At 66.2% G+C, this 17735-nt stretch carries 18 protein-coding genes; 14 read left to right on the plus strand and 4 right to left on the minus strand.

Features of this window, described 5'->3' with window-relative positions; translation table 11 throughout:
* The first annotated feature begins 208 nt into the window (after positions 1-208).
* The 4 genes from QCD75_RS09485 to QCD75_RS09495 all read left to right on the plus strand — a co-directional run bounded on the left by QCD75_RS09485 (position 209) and on the right by QCD75_RS09495 (position 3687).
* Positions 209-1372 carry an acyl-CoA dehydrogenase family protein gene (locus tag QCD75_RS09485; protein ID WP_301227939.1) on the plus strand — a complete coding sequence of 388 codons (1164 nt, stop codon included), beginning with the start codon at positions 209-211 and terminating at the stop codon, positions 1370-1372.
* A gap of 120 nt (positions 1373-1492) precedes the next feature.
* Positions 1493-1804, plus strand: a complete 312-nt coding sequence (locus tag QCD75_RS22195) for a carboxyltransferase domain-containing protein (protein ID WP_367400645.1) — start codon at positions 1493-1495, stop codon at positions 1802-1804.
* A gap of 551 nt (positions 1805-2355) precedes the next feature.
* Positions 2356-2709, plus strand: a complete 354-nt coding sequence (locus QCD75_RS09490; protein WP_301227941.1) for a hypothetical protein — start codon at positions 2356-2358, stop codon at positions 2707-2709.
* Between the two features lie 96 nt (positions 2710-2805).
* Positions 2806-3687 carry a potassium channel family protein gene (locus QCD75_RS09495; RefSeq protein ID WP_301227943.1) on the plus strand — a complete coding sequence of 294 codons (882 nt, stop codon included), beginning with the start codon at positions 2806-2808 and terminating at the stop codon, positions 3685-3687.
* A 165-nt stretch (positions 3688-3852) separates the two neighbouring features.
* Here the strand turns inward: QCD75_RS09495 and QCD75_RS09500 are convergent, their stop codons facing one another.
* Positions 3853-4233, minus strand: coding sequence for a VOC family protein (locus tag QCD75_RS09500; RefSeq protein WP_301227945.1), 381 nt, complete (start codon positions 4231-4233; stop codon positions 3853-3855).
* A 329-nt stretch (positions 4234-4562) separates the two neighbouring features.
* Here QCD75_RS09500 and QCD75_RS09505 point away from each other — a divergent pair, with 329 nt between their 5' ends.
* The 4 genes from QCD75_RS09505 to QCD75_RS09520 all read left to right on the plus strand — a co-directional run bounded on the left by QCD75_RS09505 (position 4563) and on the right by QCD75_RS09520 (position 7651).
* Positions 4563-5015 (plus strand): SRPBCC family protein, encoded by a 453-nt coding sequence (locus QCD75_RS09505; protein ID WP_301227946.1) that lies wholly within the window; start codon positions 4563-4565, stop codon positions 5013-5015.
* 51 nt (positions 5016-5066) lie between these two features.
* Positions 5067-5825: a DinB family protein gene (locus tag QCD75_RS09510; RefSeq protein WP_301227948.1), complete on the plus strand. Its 759-nt coding sequence runs from the start codon at positions 5067-5069 to the stop codon at positions 5823-5825.
* A gap of 140 nt (positions 5826-5965) precedes the next feature.
* On the plus strand, positions 5966-7045 hold the full coding sequence (locus QCD75_RS09515; RefSeq protein ID WP_301227950.1) for a glycerophosphodiester phosphodiesterase family protein: 1080 nt from the start codon (positions 5966-5968) through the stop codon (positions 7043-7045).
* A 69-nt stretch (positions 7046-7114) separates the two neighbouring features.
* Complete coding sequence (locus QCD75_RS09520; RefSeq protein WP_301227952.1) at positions 7115-7651, plus strand: hypothetical protein; 537 nt, start codon at positions 7115-7117, stop codon at positions 7649-7651.
* A gap of 119 nt (positions 7652-7770) precedes the next feature.
* On the opposite strand, the gene QCD75_RS09525 is transcribed toward QCD75_RS09520, so the two are convergent.
* Positions 7771-8190 carry an ester cyclase gene (locus tag QCD75_RS09525; RefSeq protein WP_301227954.1) on the minus strand — a complete coding sequence of 140 codons (420 nt, stop codon included), beginning with the start codon at positions 8188-8190 and terminating at the stop codon, positions 7771-7773.
* Between the two features lie 381 nt (positions 8191-8571).
* On the opposite strand from QCD75_RS09525, the gene QCD75_RS09530 reads away from it, so the two are divergent.
* The 6 genes from QCD75_RS09530 to QCD75_RS09555 all read left to right on the plus strand — a co-directional run bounded on the left by QCD75_RS09530 (position 8572) and on the right by QCD75_RS09555 (position 15087).
* Complete coding sequence (locus QCD75_RS09530) at positions 8572-9582, plus strand: sigma-70 family RNA polymerase sigma factor (RefSeq protein WP_301227956.1); 1011 nt, start codon at positions 8572-8574, stop codon at positions 9580-9582.
* Positions 9583-9712: 130 nt separating this feature from the next.
* Entirely contained in the window at positions 9713-11122 is a 1410-nt protein-coding gene (locus QCD75_RS09535) for an MFS transporter (RefSeq protein ID WP_301227958.1), read from the plus strand.
* A gap of 47 nt (positions 11123-11169) precedes the next feature.
* Positions 11170-11871 carry a FadR/GntR family transcriptional regulator gene (locus tag QCD75_RS09540; RefSeq protein ID WP_301227960.1) on the plus strand — a complete coding sequence of 234 codons (702 nt, stop codon included), beginning with the start codon at positions 11170-11172 and terminating at the stop codon, positions 11869-11871.
* A 66-nt stretch (positions 11872-11937) separates the two neighbouring features.
* On the plus strand, positions 11938-13083 hold the full coding sequence (locus QCD75_RS09545) for an acetamidase/formamidase family protein (RefSeq protein WP_301227962.1): 1146 nt from the start codon (positions 11938-11940) through the stop codon (positions 13081-13083).
* Positions 13080-14336 carry an amidase gene (locus tag QCD75_RS09550; RefSeq protein ID WP_301227964.1) on the plus strand — a complete coding sequence of 419 codons (1257 nt, stop codon included), beginning with the start codon at positions 13080-13082 and terminating at the stop codon, positions 14334-14336. Before QCD75_RS09545 ends, QCD75_RS09550 begins: the two co-directional genes overlap by 4 nt.
* Positions 14329-15087 carry a YoaK family protein gene (locus tag QCD75_RS09555; RefSeq protein ID WP_301227966.1) on the plus strand — a complete coding sequence of 253 codons (759 nt, stop codon included), beginning with the start codon at positions 14329-14331 and terminating at the stop codon, positions 15085-15087. The genes QCD75_RS09550 and QCD75_RS09555 overlap by 8 nt, the downstream gene beginning before the upstream one ends.
* On the opposite strand, the gene QCD75_RS09560 is transcribed toward QCD75_RS09555, so the two are convergent.
* Complete coding sequence (locus QCD75_RS09560) at positions 15011-16372, minus strand: MFS transporter (RefSeq protein ID WP_301227968.1); 1362 nt, start codon at positions 16370-16372, stop codon at positions 15011-15013. The genes QCD75_RS09555 and QCD75_RS09560 overlap by 77 nt on opposite strands.
* Before the next feature lie 174 nt (positions 16373-16546).
* Entirely contained in the window at positions 16547-17572 is a 1026-nt protein-coding gene (locus tag QCD75_RS09565) for a LacI family DNA-binding transcriptional regulator (RefSeq protein WP_301227970.1), read from the minus strand.
* Positions 17573-17735 lie beyond the last annotated feature (163 nt).

Consider the following 17735-nt stretch of genomic DNA (forward strand, 5'->3'; position numbering starts at 1 on the left):
TTTTATGCATCCTCTGCGGCCGTCTCTACTGAGTGCCGAAACCTAATATATTGATGCTCCCAAGTGATTATGGCCAAAAAACCCTGCAAACGTCAAGAACCTGGGGTTGCAGGTACTGAGTAGGAATCTCTTGCCAGACGCTAATATATTGGCGTATCGTCAGCCAGGGGTGACGAAGGCTCGCCCGGATCGACTTCAAGGAGCAACGATGCAAACCCTGACCACCGGACTGGAACAGCTTCGCGAGCAGACCCGCCTCTTCTGTGCAGGTTTTCCCGATGAATACTGGCGCGAGACGGACCGCAACCGCCGATACCCGCAGGAGTTCGTTGACACCCTGACGGAATCCGGCCTCCTCGGCGCCCTGATTCCCACCGAGTACGGCGGGCTGGGCCTGGGCCTGACCGAGGCGAGTGTCATCATGGAGGAAATCAACAAATCCGGCGGTCATTCGGCGGCCTGCCACGCGCAGATGTACACGATGGGTGCCCTGCTTCGCCACGGCAACGACGCGCAGAAGCAGGAGTACCTGCCGCAGATCGCCGCGGGCAAACTGCGGTTGCAGGCCTTCTCCGTCACCGAAGACAAGGCCGGCTCGGACACCACCAGCATCGAGACGGCCGCCGTACGCGACGGCGACGACTTTGTTATCACCGGGCACAAGAGCTGGACCAGTCGGATCGAGGAATCCGACCTGGCCTTCGTGCTTGCCCGCACAGCTGCGAAAAACGCTAACAAGACCGAGGGGATCACCCTGTTTCTCGTGGACCTGCGCCAGGTCCGTGCCGAACAGCCCGACACACTCAAGGTGACGAAGGTTCGCACCATGTTCAACTACGCCACCAACCAGGTCCACTACCAGGGCATGCGGGTTCCGGCCTCCGCGGTCATCGGCGAGGTGGGCCAGGGCTTCCGCTACGTCATCGATGGCTGGAACGCCGAACGAATCCTGCTCGCTTCCGAAGCAATCGGCGATGGCTACTGGTTCACCCGACGCGGTGTGGACTACGCCAACAGTCGTGAAGTCTTCGGCCGGAAGATCGGCACCAACCAGGGCGTGCAGTTCCCCATCACCGATGCCTACATGAAGGTCCGGGCCGCAGACATGATGAGGTACGAGGCCGCTCGACTCTTCGACGCCGGCCTCCCCTGCGGTGCCGAGGCCAACATGGCCAAGCACCTAGCCTCTGAGGCAAGCTGGGCCGCTGGAAACGCCTGCTTGGACACCCATGGCGGCTACGGCTTCGTCGACGAATACGACGTCGAACGTAAGTTCCGCGAAACCCGTATGTTCCAAGTCGCCCCGGTCAACAACAACATGATCAAGAGCTTCGTCGCCACCAAGGTCCTCGGCCTCCCCCGCTCGTACTAAGGACTCCGCGGGAAGATCCGGTCTAACGCCCAACGCAACCGACTCCGGACGCGAGGGGCGGTGCCCGGACCTCCACGTCCCTATCTGCCTCTTGCTACCAACCCGAACAAGGAGACTCGAATGGCGCGGAGCCTAAACTCGCTACCTCTGGACGGCAACATATTTTTGTTTTCACCAACCTTCACCGTGGTAAATGTCGGTTCAACGGCGGTGCGCGCCATCGTCAGCGGCGCAGACAAGATGGCGGTTCATAAGCGTGTACACGCTCTCTCGCGAGAGCTAAGCGCCTGGGACGTACCGGGGCTCGGCCGATTGGTGCCAACGAACGATTCTCTTCTGGTGGAGTTCGACCCGTCTCTTGTGGAAGCTCCAACTCTGAAACGGTTGGTCAGATTAATCGATGCTTCAGCCTCGGGGACTGAAGATGGCTAGCCCCAGGTCGGCCGGCGTGTGGGCCGAACGCAGGCGCTGCGCTGCCAGCGAGGCCCGAGGCCGCGGATCGTATCGGTCACCCTCGCTTAGAACATTCCGCATGAGACAGGCCGCCCACTGAAGAACGTAGACGGCCTTCTTGCGTCTCCGGCCCCTTCACCAGGCCCGCACCTTTGAATTCACCCGAGGTCCAGCTCCCCGAATTCCCTGGTCCGTCTCTCCTCCTTACGATGGTCGAGTCGCCGGCGCAGCGCCGGTGACCGTCATTCAGGAGGAACCATTCCCCTGCGCACACCCCCGACTGCCGCGGCCACCGCCGCGCTCATCCCCCTCTCTCTGGCGAGCCCCGCCGTCGCCGGTCCCACCCCCGAAGCCGGCTCTGCGCCGTCGTCGAACGCTTCTGCAGCGGCAATGCGGTGGTCGCTGGCAGCATCGCGAGAGGAGCTGCTGACCCCAGCCGCGGCTTCCTCGCCGATGGCGGTACCGCCGGACCTTCACGGCCCCGTAGCTAGACTGCTGGTGACGCGTCCCTCGACTATTAGGAGAAGTTCATGAGCTACAGCGGAAGCCCGTCCGAGAAGCCGGTAGCAGCCGGCGACCTGGACCGCAGCCATATCGGTCAGACTGTGAGCTTTGAAGCGAACGACTTCACAGTTGTCTTCGGAACAATCTCCGGCGTTGCCCGGACCGACGCCATGGTGTACCTGTCACTTCAGGGAGTGGGCGGCGGCACCCATCTGAAGAACGAATACGACTTGTCTGTCGGCCAGAACGTCTACCTCCAGATGGATCCCCTGAGCAGTGCCGGGAAGACCCTCGCGGAGGCGGAACGGGTCCTCAAGGAGAAGTTTGACGAGATTAAGAAGAACCTCCGGGACCGGGAACAGAAACCCGGTTCCGAGTAACCGGCATCCAGCCGGCGCGGGACCCCGCAGTGCCCAGAAGCACTGCGGGGTCCTTCTGTTTGTCACTGGGCCCGGGCGCCGCCCATAAGATGAGGCATGGACTTTGAGGACACGCTCTGGACGGTTTTAGGGGCCGGGCTGGTTCTGCTGATGCTCGTCGACGTCTTTCGTACGCTGCTTTATCCCCACGGCTCCGGTCCCTTGGGCCGGGCGATCATGCGCGGATTCTGGCTGGTGTCCAGAAAACTGCGCGGCCGGGGCTCCTTCATCGCAGCACCTTTGGCGATGGCCGCTGTCATTGGCGCCTGGGCAGGCCTCGCGGCCATCGGCTGGGCCCTGCTGTACTTGCCCCATCTGACGGACGGTTTTGTTTACGGACCCGGGATTCCGCTGCGGGCCGACTTTGCCGAAGCCCTCTACATCTCCCTGGTCACTCTCTCCACAGTGGGGTTCGGCGATATCGTTGCAGTGCATCCGCTGCTCAGGCTGGTTGTGGCCCTCCAGGCCGTCACCGGCTTCGGGTTGCTGACAGCAACGGTCACTTGGATCCTGCAGATGTACCCGGCCCTTAACCGCCGCCGGGCCCTTGCCCACGAGCTGAACCTGTTCCGGGAGGCTGCTGGTCCTGCAGGTGTACTGTCCCTGGAACCCCGGCATGCTGCCGGGCTGCTCGAGTCAATGGCCGGAAACGTGGCTCTGGTGAGCATTGATCTGCTGTCGTTCCATGAAACCTATTACTTCCGTGAAGTCGAGCAGCGCGGCTCCTTGCCGGCCACCGTCGCCTACGCCCAGGAGCTTGCATCCCAGGCCCAGCGCAGTGACAACCCTGAACTCCAGTTCGCCGGCCGGATGCTACGCGCGTCGCTGGACGGACTCGCGGACGTCCTTCGCGGCAAGTTCGGCCATTCAGGAGCCACGTCGTCTGATGTGTTCGACAGCTACGAGCTGCACCACCGGCACCTGCGGGGCGGGAAGTAGACAAGAAGTAGCGTGCGGGTGGCCGCTGATTTGCAGGTGCCGCGTTCTAACTCTCTCGTAGCCAGCTGAAACCGGCTCCCGCCTTGATCGCGGAAGCCGGTTCCCTTCGGCTTCGCTGCCGGCGGCAGCGATGCTTTGCGTCGTTGATCGGGACCAGACTCCGGCCTACGCGCGCTGGGCGATGTTGATAATGTTCCCCTCGCTGTCCAGGAACCAGGCTGCCTTCCCCCAGGATGCGGTGGCAACGCCGTTCTCCGTCTTCAAGCCGGGAAAATCGTATTCTTCAAAGACGACGCCGCGGCCCCGCAGTTCCGCCATCTCGCTTTCGAGATTGTCCGTTTCCCAGCCCATCTGGGTGTTCTTGGCTGTCCCGGCATTGTCTGTCTGGTAGACGAGGAAGCGGGTTCCCTGACCGCAGCTGTAGGTCAAACTGCCCTCCTCCATGGAATCGGTGGGTTCGATTCCCAGCTTGTCCCGGTAGAACTCCTTCGCCCTGTTGATGTCCTTCGCGGGGAGGACAGCCATGATGTTTGAATCCTTGAGCATGATGTTTCCCTTCAGTGCGTTGATGATCGCAGCGATGGCGTTGGTCCCCCCAGGTTTCGGTCCCCGGAATCCTCGTCCGGAGCCCGTGACCGCCCCGTGCGCCGAGCCGGGGCAGCCACCTGGGACTCTTCAACGCCGCGCCACCCATTCACCCGCGCGAGGGGTCCCCGAAGCTTATGAGGCCATTATGGACCGATGTGGTCCCGCGGAAACAGGGGTGCCAAGTGTCCGGATGAAGGTCTTTGGGGCCGCCCCCGACGGGGTCCAGCAGCGCCGCCGTATCGGCCGCACCGCTTCCGTCAGCGTCCGCAGGATCACAAAGTTGAATGATGAATGAGGAAACTGGCGGACTGGTCCTGAACCTCGAATACACGCTCGATGCTCCCCCGGAAGAAGTCTTCAGGATGCTGACGAAATCGAGCGAACTGGTGAAGTGGTGGGGTCCGCACGGCTTCACCATCCCTGCAGCCGAACTGAACCTTACGGAAGGCGGCCGCTACGGCTTCCGTATGACGCCACCGGACGGCGAACCGTTCCACCTCTCCGGCGAGTTCCTGAAGATCGATCCTCCATGGCGCCTTGTGTACACATTCCGGTGGGAGGAACCGACACCGGACGACCGGGAAACCGTCGTCGACCTCGCACTCGGAAGTACCGGCGAAGCCACATGCCTGGTGCTCTCGCAGGGACCGTTCCTGACGGAGGAGCGGCTGGCCCTGCACCGCACCGGATGGACCGAGTCGTTCGAGAAATTGCAGACGGTATTAGACAGCCGCACGTGAAACCGCCACGGGGTGCTGCGCGGCTGACGCAACCGTGGGAAAGTTGCTGTCATGGCAGATTTCAGTCAGTCCGATGACCTCCGTGGCGCACAATTCGTCGCCGTGAACCTGCGGGGAGCGCGGTTTGTCCGGTCCGACCTGTCCGGCGCGGTGATGCGCGGCGTGGACGTATCCGGGGCAGACGTCGACGCACCCTGGCTGTTCGACGGCGGGAACTTCCTGCGCGTCAACGGCGTCGATGTGGTCCCCTTCGTCGAGGCCGAGCTCAACCGCCGCTTTCCCGGACGCGCCGAAAGACGCGCCGGAGATCCGGAGGGTCTTCGTGCCGCCTGGGCCAAGCTCGAGCGGACCTGGTCGTCGACGCTTGATCGGGTCGCGGCCATGCCGGCTGGCACGGTCGATATCTCGGTGGATGGTGAGTGGTCGTTCGCCCAGACACTGCGCCATCTGGTCATGGCCACCGACACGTGGCTTCGCAAGGCGATCCTGGAGGTCGAACAGCCGTACCACCCCGTTGGCCAGCCGAATGTGGAGTATGAGACCGACGGTTACGACCTGTCGGTCTTCGCGGCGGCCGCTCCCTCGTATGAAGAAGTGCTGGAGGCCCGGGCGGGCCGACAAGCCATGGTGCGCGACTATCTCGCTACCGTAACCCAGGACCAGCTGTCCCTGGCCCGCCAGAATCCCTGGGCCCCGGGGCAACCGGAGGCTGTCCTCTCGTGCCTGCACACCATTCTCGACGAGGAGTGGGAGCACCACCGCTACGCCATCCGTGATCTGGATGCGATCGAGGCCGGATCACACCACTAACGCTGCCGAGGGCAGACGTTCGGCGTCGAACTGTTCACCCGAGGTCCAGTCCCCCGAACCCGGCAGTCCACTTCGCCTCCCTAGGGTTATCGGGTCGCCGGCGCAGCGCCGGCAACCGCCACCCAGGAGGAACCACCACCATGCGCACAGTCCTGACTGCCGCGGCCACCGCCGCGCTCATCGCCGCCCTGGCGGGCCCCGCCGTCGCCGCTTCACACCCCGAAGCCGGCTCCGCGCCGTCGTCGAACGCTCCCGGAACGGCTGCCGCAAAGGCAACAACCATCAAGACCAACGAAAGCAACGGGTCCTTTGACCTGCAGGCACACCGCGGAGGCCGCGGCGAGTGGACCGAGGAATCCCTGGCCGCCTTCGCCCACTCGCTGAAGCTGGGCGTGACCACCCTGGAACTGGACACCCACCTGACCTCTGACGGCAAGACCATCGTCTGGCACGACGACACCATCCAGGCCGACAAATGCCAGGACACTGCCCCGGCCACGCCGGGCGACGCCGCCTTCCCGTACGTCGGCGACCGGGTGGCCGAGCTCTCGCTCGCCCAGATCAAGACCCTGGACTGCGGTTTCACCCAGCTCAAGGGCTTCCCGGAGCAGGACGTGATCGAGGGCAACCGGATCGCCGAGCTCAAGGACGTGTTCCAGCTGGTGCGCGACGCCGGCGCCGGGAAGGTCCGCTTCAACATCGAGACCAAGGTTGAAGACGGGAAGTCCGGCGGCGAAGGCATGGTCGCCCTGACCAAGGCCGTCGTCGCCCAGATCCGGGCCTCCGGAATGGCGGAGCGCAGCACCGTGCAGTCGTTCGACTGGTCCTCGCTGAACCTGACCAAAAAGATCGCCCCGGAACTGCCCCTCGTTGCCCTGTCCAGCGGCGACGCCTGGCTCGAGGTCGGCCAGCCCGGCGCCAGCGCCAACCTCGGCGGCATCGACATCGACACCTACGGCGGATCCCTCGCCAAGGCCGCCGCGGCCCAGGGCTACGATGCCATCTCCCCCGCCTTCAAATCCGTCACGCCCGGCATGATCGCTGACGCCCACGGGCTCGGCCTGCCGGTCATCCCCTGGACCGTCAACACCACCGCGGACATGAACCGGCTGATGGACCTCGGCGTGGACGGCATCATCAGCGACTACCCCACCCGCCTGCGCACCGTCATGGACGAGCGCGGACTGAAGCTGCCCAAGGCCTACGCACCCAAGGCCTAGCAGAACGACGACGGCGGGCGGCGCGTCACGGCGCCGCCCGCGCCGGCGGTTGCGGCCTAAGCTGGTCGCATGACGCCGACTCCGTCGCCGACACCCATCGAGGTCTTCGTGCACACCGGCCCCGCCGAGTGGTGGCAGATTCTTGCCGCCCTGGGCCCGCTGGCGGTCCTCCTCGGCGCCCTGGTCGCCGGTGTCATCGGCTGGCGGACCCTGAAACAGAAAGCTGAAGCGGACAACCGCGCCGAATGGTGGAAGCGGACCCAGTGGGCCCTGGATGCCGTCTACTCGGGGGACAAGAAGCGCGGCACGATCGGGCTGAAAGTCCTTAAGGTCCTGGGAGAAAGCGAACTGGCCGGTGCCGGAGAGCTCGCCGTCCTGGAAGCCGCATCGGAGAAGCCTCTTGAACGGGCGGCCCACCCACTCACGCACGGCGCACGCGCGCTGCCCGCACAGGTCCAACCGGAACCAGTCTTCGACGACGATGACCGCGCCATGCAGATCGCGGCGGCCCAGCTCCGGGAAGAGACGGACCGGCGCCTGGGCAAGGTGACCCCTGGATGGGTCACGGCCCTCGCCCGGGAACAGCCGCCCAGCCATACCGGTTGAGTCGGGCCGCACGACGGTCCGCACGCAGAAAAGGCTGCCTGCGTTCCCTTTCGGAACGTGGACAGCCTTCGTTGTGCCCGGCGGAGGTCGGTCCGGCCGCCGTCGCGCCTTGGTTCTACTCAGGCCATAGCCATGGCGCCGATCTGCCGCATGATGCTCATGTTGTCGGTGGTGCCCCAGTGCTCGGCCACCTTGCCGTCGTCGACGCGGATGATGTCGGTGCAGTCGAACTCCACGCTCTTGCCCGTCGGCGGGATGCCGGCCAGCTCACCACGATGGGTGCCGGTCAGCACCACGTGGCACGCCTCCAGGTTCCCGGCGCTCAGCGAGGGCGTGATCTCCTTGACTTTGATATCCGGGAAAGCCGACCGCATCGTGTTCACGAAGAACTTAACACCCTCCCTGCCCGGCGGCTGCCCGGGGAGGCCTTCCTCATGATCCAGGAAGCTGTCCGTCGCCAGCTCATCAACGAGCGCCAGATTTCCGCTCTCTATGACGTCCTTGTAAAACCGCTCTAGCAGTCCAATACCTTCAGACATTTCCGACTCCTTGTATGCGAGAGACCGAATTTGGATCCCCCAGCGAGTTGTTCGGGCACGCCGCGCGAACCCACGGCGCCAGGCTGCCATTCCGCCAGGGGACGCGCGGAGCGCCGAGAACGACTGTGGAAAAGTAGTGTGGACCGAGCGAATTGCCCTGTTAAGGCAGAAGATATTCCGGTGCTCCGAGCGTGTCAAGGTGCCTGGGTTTGCCGCCTTGCTCCGCCTGCCGCCGTGCCGAGGAACGCTGGCTGACGAAGCGTTTCCCGGGCCGCAGGCGCCAGAACCAGCTCGGAATCAGAGCGGCTTTTCCCTCGGATTATTGTCACACCGGCCGCGTAGTCTGCCTTCACAAGCTTGAACCGTCCGACAGGGGATGACATGGCTGAGTTGATCCACGGGGCAATCGGCGGGTTAACCGACGACGCCGTCGGGGACTACCTGCGCCGGCTGAGCCAATACGGCCTGCTCACCGCCGGGCAGGAAGTGGAACTGGCGCGAGAAATCGAGGCGGGGCTCTTCGCGGAACAGCTCCTGGCGGACGGCACCCCGCGGCCAAGTCAGGACGAGAGGGAGCTTCGGACCATTGTCTTTCTGGGCAAGCGCGCCGCCGACGGGCTGTTCCACGCCAACCTGCGGCTAGTCGTGTCGATCGCCAGGCACTACACCCACCGGGGCCTCGACTTGCAGGACTTGATCCAGGAGGGAAACCTGGGACTGCTCAGGGCTGTACGCACGTTCGACTTCAGCAGAGGTTTCAGATTCTCCACCCACGCCACGTGGCATATCCGGGGCGACATCACCCGGGCGCTGGCTGATCAGACAAGACTTATCCGGCTGCCAACGAACGTCGTCGAGCAACTGCGGAGAGTCCGTTCGGCGCAAGGGACTGCCGCTATGACAGGGACCGTTTGCAGCAGGGAAGACCTCAGCCAACTGACAGGCAATCCGGTCGGGAAGGTTGAATGCCTGCTGACTGTGGACCAGCCGATCCTTTCGCTGGACTCGTGGGTGCCCGACGGCACGGGTGGAACCGAAGCCCTGGCCGACCAGCTGTGGGATTCCTCAGCTCCAGACGCGACCGATCCGCTGTTCCATCAACAAGTGCAGGCGCAGGTCCATGCCGTACTCGCCACGCTCGAAGACCGGGAGGCCCGGGTCATTGCGAGGCGCTTCGGCATAACGGGTGGCGGAGGGACGGGCCTGGATGCGGTCGCCAAGTCCTTCGGCCTGACCCGCGACAGCATCCGTCGGATCGAGATCGCGGCAATGGAAAAGCTCAAGGACCCGTCCCGGTCCAACGTCCTGCGGCAGTACCACTTTGACGGCGAGAGCGAGTCCGCGCCGCCGGCCCGACCAGCCGGCGGTTCCCGCAACGAAACCGACATCTGAGTGGTCCTGCGAGTCGGGCGGAAGACGGTCATGTGAACGTGATGTTAAACCCCGTTTCGCGGCTGTTAATTGGTTCTAACCCCCGCAAATTCAAGGATTTTGCCCCCTAGCTTGGTAATTGGTTCGACCAATGAACCAATCAGCCAAGAGCCTCCAGGAGCATCCCTTGAACGTTTCCACCGCAGAAAAGCCGGGCGCAACGGACACCACACCGCCGGGCACGGCCGCCACCCCGCCAGCCACCCGGCGTCGGCTGCTTCCCGTCATCGGAAAGCGGCCGGGCCCGGTCGCCGTCACCGTCCTGTTCTCGCTCGGCTGGGTCTTTATGTACGCGGACCGGAACATCCTCTCGCCGGTCATGAGCGTCATCCAGGAGCAGTGGGGCCTGAACAAGGGCCAGCTCGGCCTGATGTCCACGGTCTTCTTCCTGACGTACGCACTCATGCAGATCCCCACCGGCTACCTCGCCGACCGGATCGGCCGCGTCAAAGTGGTGGTGGCCGGCTACGTGGTCTTCGGCATCGGCACCATCCTCAGCGGCTTCGCCCCCGGCTTCATGATCTTCCTGCTGATGCGCGCCTTCACCGGGATCGGCGAGGGGACCTTCTACAGCCCTGTTTACGGGATCTCGTCCAGCTACATCTCAGACAAGTGGCGCGGAGTCTCCGCCGCGCTGATCAACAGCGGCATGGCCGTGGGCATCTCGCTGGGCTTCATCGGCTCCAGCTACCTCACCTTCACGCTGGGCCTGGAATGGCACGTTTCCTTCCTCATCTTCGGCTCCGCCACCCTGATCGTCGCCTTCCTCATCAACTACTACCTCTCCCCGATCGACGCCGAGCACAAGGCCCAGGCCGCCAAGACCGCCGAGGCGGACCTGAGCGGGACGGCTCCGGCCGTCAAGGAATCCAACAAGGCGCTCTTCACCCGCAACCACCTCCTGACCTACGTGCTGATCTTCTGCTCCCTTTACGGCTTCTTCTCGATGCTGACCTGGCTTCCCACGTACCTCCAGCAGGCCCGCGGCGTGGCCCCCTCGCAGACCGGCATCATCGCTTCCCTGGTCCCCTGGGCCTCCATCCCCGGCGCCATCCTGCTCAGTATGCTGGCCCGCCGCCTCCGCAACACCCGCCCGCTGATCGTCCTCCTCGCCGTCCTCGGCGGCCTGTGCCAGATCCTGGTTCCGCTGACGGGCGAATACTCCCTCATGATCGTCGGCCTCGTCGTCTACGGCCTGGTCGGGAAGCTCGCTCTGGACCCCATCCTCATCGCCTTCCTGGCCGAAAACACGCCGCGGTCCATGTACTCCCGGGCCTATGGCTACTTCAACTTCGCCGGTATGCTCTCCTCCATCTTTGCCCCCTACATCACCGGCGCCCTCGCGGATGCGACCGGTGCCCTCGAAGCCGGTTTCTACCTCTCCGCAGTGCTGCTCCTGATCGGCGCCATCGCCTTCTGCTTCACCAAGCCGGCGGCCGTGCCGGAGCTGGAGCCGGTGGCCGGACCGGCCGTCGAGCCTGTTCTTCAGTCCGCCAAGTAGTCCCCGACGTCGATCCCTCCCCGCACAGTCCGCAGAAAGGCCGCACCGTGACCCCGAGTACAGACCCCCGCCCCACCCTTCGGCGCAGCGCCCCGAGGAGCGCGGAAGTGGCCGCCTACCTGGAACGGGAAATCGCCTCCCGGGGCCTGCTCCCCGGAGACAAGCTCCCCACCGAGCGCGAACTGGCGGCGCAATTGTCTGTCTCCCGGGCCACGGTGCGCTCTGCCCTGCAGGAGCTCGAAAGCAAACACCTGCTGGAACGGACCCAGGGCCGGGGAACACTCGTGGCCGCACCACCGGCGCCGGTGAGCGAGCTCTATGCCCGGCTCGCCGGCGTCGGCCATGCCCAGCAGGACGTGGCGGAACTGCGCGGATCCATGGAACCCCTGGTGGCCGAACTGGCCGCGGTGCGCTCCAGCGCGGCGGACCTGATCCAGCTCCAGGACGTAGTCAACAGCTCCAACGAACACCTCTCACCCGAGGAGGCCCTGCGCCTGGACATCCAGTTCCACACGCTCCTGGCCCAGGCCGCCCGGAACCAGCTGATGGCGACCGTCCTCACGCTGACCAGCTCGTGGACCACAGACGTCCGGCTCCGCTCCCACTCCACCCTCGAGGGCCGGCGGAGCTCCATCGACGGCCACCGCCACATCCTCGACGCCATCGAAGCCCGGGACGCTACCGGCGCGGGCATCGCCATGCGCGACCACCTGGCCGACGTCGCCATCCTCATCCGGGGCCATGAATGACACCACCCTGTACCGCGTCCCGCATTACACTGACCCTGCCGCTCCACACCCGACCGGAGAACAACCGTGACCACCGCTCTCATCCCGCCCGCACGTGCCACCCCGTCCGCTCCCGCCACCCCGACCGCTGCCGCCCGTGCGCTGCAGCCCTGGGACGGCATCCCGGACGGCGCCCGCTACCTGCCCTCCGCCACGGAAAATGTGCTCTGGGGGTCCCTGCCCTGTGCCGGTGACCGGCCCGTCCTCAGCATCGACTCCGGCACAGACGTCACCATCGACACGATCAGCCATGAAGGCATTCTCGAGGACCAGGGCCGGGATCCCCGCGCCTTCTTCGGATCCCACGGGGTCGACGCCGGCATGGTCCTGAGCGACGCCGTCGACCTGGCAGCCTCTGACATCCAGCGGCTGGCCGGCGGGCTGGGTCCCCACGTGGTGACCGGCCCCATTGCAGTCAAGGGCGCGCGGCCCGGTGACCTGCTGAAGATCACCGTGCTGGAGACCACGCCCCGGGTGCCCTACGGAGTGATTTCCAGCCGCCACGGCCGGGGATCCCTGAGCGGCGAGTTCCCCCTCGGGCCGGACACCTACAGCGCCTTCGCAACCGTCCGCGACACCGACGACGGCACCCCGTCCGGCTGGTTGCCACTGCGGCCCGGGGCGGAGCCCTCCGTGCATTTCCCGCTCAAGCCGTTCCTGGGCATCATGGGGGTCGCGGTGGACGGCATGCAGCGCCCGCACTCGGTCCCGCCCGGCAGCCACGGCGGCAACATCGACATCAACCTCCTGACCGCGGGCAGCTCGCTGTACCTCCCGGTCCAGGTCCCCGATGCGCTGGCCTATGTGGGCGATCCCCACTTCGCCCAGGGCGACGGGGAGGTCTCGCTGACCGCCATGGAAGCCTCGCTCCGGGTCAAGCTGCGGTTCGACGTCGTCCCGCAGGACGAGGCGGTGCGCAACTTCGGCGTCCTCAGCGGCCCGATGGCGCAGACGCCGGACTTCCTGGTCCCCACCGGAATGGACGAGGACCTCGACACCGCCGTTCAGAACTGCGTCCGGGCGGCCGTCGGGCTCCTCCAGGCGCGCTACGGCATGGACCCCAGCCTGGCCTACGCCTACCTCAGCGCCGCCACGGACTTCAACATCTCCCAGGTGGTTGACCTCGTCAAAGGGGTCCACGCCCGCATCCGGGTCGAAGACTTCCTGCCGTGACCGCCGGGTCACGGGTCCCGGCGATCGCGGATCCGACCGTGTGGCGCGAAGCGGGCAGCCCCCTGCTGCCGGCCACCGGCGCGGGGCCGCTGACCGGGATGTCCGTCGCGGTCAAGGACCTGTTCGCGCTGGAAGGGTTCCGCGTCGGGGCCGGCAACCCGGAATGGCTCGCCGGTGCTGAAGCGGAAACGACGACGGCGCCCGCGGCCGCCGCTTTGCTGGCGGCCGGCGCGGTGGTGGCCGGGATCGCCCGGACGGACGAGTTCGCGTACAGTCTGGCCGGCACGAACTCGCACTACGGCACGCCGCCCAACCCCAGAGCACCGGGCCGGATCAGCGGCGGCTCCTCCTCGGGATCCGCAAGCGCGGTATCGCTGGGCCACGCCACCATCGGCCTGGGGACGGACACCGGCGGGTCCATCCGGGTGCCGTCCGCCTACCAGGGTCTCTTCGGCATCCGCACCACCCACGGCGCGGTGTCAACCACCGGCCTGCTCCCGCTGGCACCGTCGTTCGACACGGTGGGCTGGATGGCCCGGGACGCGGCGACGCTCACCGCCGTCGGGAGCGTCCTGTTGCCGCAGAACCAGCCCGCGGTGCCGCTGGCGGACGCGGTGTTCGTGCCGGAACTGCTCGCCCTGGCGGAGCCCGACGTGGGCCGTGCCGTGAAGGAATGCCTCAGCGACTGGGCCGGAACCCCGGGGCTCCCGAACCTGGACACAGCATCCCTGCGGACCGGCGAGCTTCCCGAGTGGCTCGCAGCCTTCCAGACCGTCCAGGGACACGAGGCCTGGCAGCAGCACGGACCGTGGGTCAGCCAGCACTGGGACTCCCTCGGCGCTGACGTGGCCGGCCGGTTCAGGGCCGCCTCCCTGATTGGGCGCCGCCAGGCCGACGACGCGCGGGATGTGCTCCGCGCTGCCCGGCAGCACATCCGGGCCGTTGTGGGCGGCGGCCTGCTGGTGCTCCCCTCGGCGTCGTCCGTGGCGCCGCTCCTCGGTGAAGCCGCCCTGGCCGGGGACGTCATCGAGCGGGTGCGCCGCGCCACCATGCGGCTGAGCTGCATCGCAGGGATCGCAGGGCTGCCCGCCGTGAACCTGCCCTTGGCCACCGACGGCGGGCTCCCCTGCGGCCTGAGTGTCGTTGGCCCCGCCAACCGCGACGCCGAACTCCTCGCCCTGGCGGTCCGCCTCAGCGGCTCGCTCCTCCAGCCACTCCACCCACTACACCCACGAAAGGCTTCCCTTGCTTAACCGCCTGAAACCCACCGATCACGGCCGCCTCCACTTGATTCTCATGCTGGTCCTGACCTTTTCCACCGGCGTCATCGACGCCGTGGGGTACCTGGGTCTGGACAGGGTTTTCACCGGGAACATGACCGGCAACGTCGTGATCCTGGGAATGGCCCTCGTCGGCGCGGACGAGCTGCCCGTGCTGGGCCCGTCAATTGCCCTGGCCGGTTTTGTGGCCGGCGCCGTGATTGCCGGCCGGATCCTCCGCCCCGAAGCCGCGGGCTGGAGCCGGCGCACCACCGGCCTGCTGACCGCCGTCGGACTGGTCATGGCCGCTGTTGCTGCCGTGTTGTTCGTGGACCCGCCGCGGGCCGGGGCACCGACCACCCTGGTCATCACGGCGGCGCTGGCCATGGCCATGGGCATCCAGGCAGCCAGCGCCCGGCATCTGAGCGTCAAGGACGTCACGACGGTGGTGGTGACGTCCACGCTGACCGGGCTGGCCGCGGATTCGCGGTTGGGCGGCGGAACCGGGGCGCACTGGGGCCGGCGGCTTGGCGCCGTGGTCCTGATCCTGCTGGGAGCCGCGGCCGGAGCGGCGCTGCTCCATGTCCATGTCGGGCTGGGCGTGCTGCTGACAGCGTTGCTGAGCCTGGGTGTGGCAGTTGCAGGTGGCATCGCCCGCCGTCGAACGCCTAGCCCCTCCGCTCCCGCCACAGCAGCGACACCACAAACACCACCGCACCGAGTCCCAGCATCACAAAGACCATGAGCCCCCAGTTGGCCTGGTTCACCCCGGTGCCGTAGAAGATGCCGATCAGCACGGTGGCCGTGATCGCGCCGAGGTACCGGCAGGTCTGGAAGATCCCGGCAGCCACGCCGCGCTCCTCCGGCCGGGTGGACACGTACATGCCCTGGCTGGAGGCGATGCTGACCACCCCGTAGGGCACGCCCAGCAGCGCGGTCAGCGCAAACACCAGCGGAACGGCCAATGAAGCCGTCAGCAGCCACATCGTCCCCGAGGCCACCAGGAGCAGCACGACGCCGGCGATCAGCACCCGCTTCACGCCGAAACGGTCGATGGCGCGGACGGCGAACGGGGTCACCACCACCGACATCGCGGCCAGCGGCAGCATCAGCAGGCCCACGACGCCGGGACCGTAGCCGCCGGCTTCCTGCAGCAGCTGCGGCAGGCCGAAGAACGCGAAGTAATAGACGCCGCTGAAGACCGCAAAGCCCAGATAGACCAGCAGCAGCGGCCGGTTCCGGCCCAGCAGCCGCAGGTCCAGGAACGGCGGGGCGAAGCGCAGCTCACGCCAGACGAACAGCACCGCCATCAGGGCACCTCCCCCGAGCAGCCACCAGCGGTAGGCGGGCAGCACGTTCAGCAGAGCCATCATCACCAGGACCATGGAGCCAAGGAACGCCAGAATCCCGGGGATGTCCGAGTCGCGCAGCAGGTCCGAGACCCGGCCGCGTTCCCGGTCCTCATCCGCCGGAGCGAAGCGGCGGACCAGCAGGATCGCGGCCAGCGACAGCGGGACGTTGACCAGGAACAGGGCCTGCCAGCCGACGAACCCCACCAGCAGCCCGCCCACCACCGGCCCGACTGCGGCCGCGGAGGTGTTGGCCATCTGGATCCGGCCCAGCGGCCGGGTGGACTTCACATGCGCCTGCTTCGCCAATGCCCCGACCATCACAACGGCGCTCGGGTACGCGGTGGCCGTGCCGAGCGCCATGAAGCCGCGGGCCACGCAGAGCACCGCAAAGTTCGGCGAAAACGGGGCCAGCGCACAGGTCACGGCCACCAGTACCATGCCGAGCATAAACAGCCGGCGCGGCCCGAACCGGTCCGCCAGCCGGCCCATCAGCGGCTGGCCGGCCGCGGAGGTGAGATAGAAGGAGGTGATCACCCAGGTGACGGTGGCGACGTCGAGCCCGAAGTCGGCGCGCAGCACCACGAGGGCGACGGCGATCATCGAGGAGTTCAGCGGGTTCAGTGCCGTGCCTAGGCTGAGTCCTGCGACGGCGAGGCCCGTCCGGGGAGAGTTGCTCACGGCAACAGTCTGTCCCACCGCGCTAGCCTAAATCGAACCGGACGACAAATTCCGCGATGACAGGACTTGTGATGCGTCACGCAAGGCAGACACTTGGCCTTGCGGTTGTGGATCTGAACGCTCTCTGGCGGCGTTCCGTGATCGCTTGGTGTCGCATTCAGGGATGCGACGCTGTTAGTGCTTGTGCCTGGGCGGTCCGCTGGATTCCCTGGGTATGAGGGTGGGCATGGATTTCCGTATGTGCGGCTCCTTGCCCGGGTTGACGAGGAGATCGATGGCAGTGCTGGCGATCTGGGCGAGGGGGACACGGACCGACGACAGCGGCGTGGCGAGCCGGGCCGAAAGCGGAGTGTCGTTGTACCCAACGAGTGCCAGGTCCTTCCCGACCTCGATCCCCAAGCGATGGGCTGCCGCGATGATTCCCAAGGCTATGTTGTCGTTGGCCGCAAACACGGCCGTGGGGCGTTTACCGGTGCTTTTACCCAGCAACGACTCACCAGCGGAGAACCCGTTTTCGATGCCATAGCCGGAGGCGAGGAGCCATTCTTCGGGCGGCGTGATGCCGGCCTCATCGAGGGCGCGTCGGGCGCCTGCGAGGCGGCCGACGGCGCTGGAAGTGAATGACGGCCCGGTCACGACCGCGATATCCCGGTGGCCCAGATCGATAAGGTGGCGGACGGCGAGATATCCGCCTACTTCGTCGTCTCCGACTGCCGAGGGGCTCACGCCGTCAGTGCGCAGCACCAGTACGTGGGGGACGCCGCGCTGGCGCAGGCGCCGGGGCAGCTCGTCATCAAGACGGGCGGTGGCCAGAATCAGGCCGTCCACGTTGCGGTCCAGCAGCGTTTCGGTGGCGCGGCGTTCGTCTTCCGGGTCATCTCCGCTCGTGGCGACCATCGCGAAGTATCCCCGGTCCGATGCCGCGCGCTCGAGTTCCTCGAACATGAGCGCCATCACCGTATCGCTGAGGCGCGGGACAAGCACGCCCAGGGTCCGCGTTTCCCCGCGCCGCAGGCTCGACGCAAAGGAGTTGCGGCGGTAGCCGAGTTCCTCGGCCACCTTCCGGACGTGCTCGGCAGCGGCGGAGCGTGATGCCGTGCCTCGTTCATCCAGAGCGCGGCTTGCGGTCGAAAGACTCACCCCGCTGGCCGCGGCAACGTCCCGCAGTGTGACGCTTGCACCTGTGACTGCCGGTTCCATGCGAATTTCTCCCGTTCACGATTGTCTTAGAAGACACTCTATTTCCTCCTTGTGGGCAGCCGGGCCTTGACAGTGAGCTGGGACACGTCGCACAATGAAAACGTTCCCGCAAACGTTCTCACATCCTATCGGGACTACGATCAAGAAAACAGAGGAAGCTCTC

The sequence above is a fragment of the Arthrobacter sp. PsM3 genome, assembly GCF_030433895.1.
Taxonomy (GTDB): domain Bacteria; phylum Actinomycetota; class Actinomycetes; order Actinomycetales; family Micrococcaceae; genus Arthrobacter.

Coding starts and splice junctions, on each gene's coding strand:
- QCD75_RS09485 (WP_301227939.1), top strand. CDS start 209: ATGCAAACCCTGACCACCGGACTGGAACAGCTTCGCGAGCAGACCCGC.
- QCD75_RS22195 (WP_367400645.1), top strand. CDS start 1,493: ATGGCGCGGAGCCTAAACTCGCTACCTCTGGACGGCAACATATTTTTG.
- QCD75_RS09490 (WP_301227941.1), top strand. CDS start 2,356: ATGAGCTACAGCGGAAGCCCGTCCGAGAAGCCGGTAGCAGCCGGCGAC.
- QCD75_RS09495 (WP_301227943.1), top strand. CDS start 2,806: ATGGACTTTGAGGACACGCTCTGGACGGTTTTAGGGGCCGGGCTGGTT.
- QCD75_RS09500 (WP_301227945.1), bottom strand. CDS start 4,233: ATGCTCAAGGATTCAAACATCATGGCTGTCCTCCCCGCGAAGGACATC.
- QCD75_RS09505 (WP_301227946.1), top strand. CDS start 4,563: ATGAATGAGGAAACTGGCGGACTGGTCCTGAACCTCGAATACACGCTC.
- QCD75_RS09510 (WP_301227948.1), top strand. CDS start 5,067: ATGGCAGATTTCAGTCAGTCCGATGACCTCCGTGGCGCACAATTCGTC.
- QCD75_RS09515 (WP_301227950.1), top strand. CDS start 5,966: ATGCGCACAGTCCTGACTGCCGCGGCCACCGCCGCGCTCATCGCCGCC.
- QCD75_RS09520 (WP_301227952.1), top strand. CDS start 7,115: ATGACGCCGACTCCGTCGCCGACACCCATCGAGGTCTTCGTGCACACC.
- QCD75_RS09525 (WP_301227954.1), bottom strand. CDS start 8,190: ATGTCTGAAGGTATTGGACTGCTAGAGCGGTTTTACAAGGACGTCATA.
- QCD75_RS09530 (WP_301227956.1), top strand. CDS start 8,572: ATGGCTGAGTTGATCCACGGGGCAATCGGCGGGTTAACCGACGACGCC.
- QCD75_RS09535 (WP_301227958.1), top strand. CDS start 9,713: ATGAACCAATCAGCCAAGAGCCTCCAGGAGCATCCCTTGAACGTTTCC.
- QCD75_RS09565 (WP_301227970.1), bottom strand. CDS start 17,572: ATGGAACCGGCAGTCACAGGTGCAAGCGTCACACTGCGGGACGTTGCC.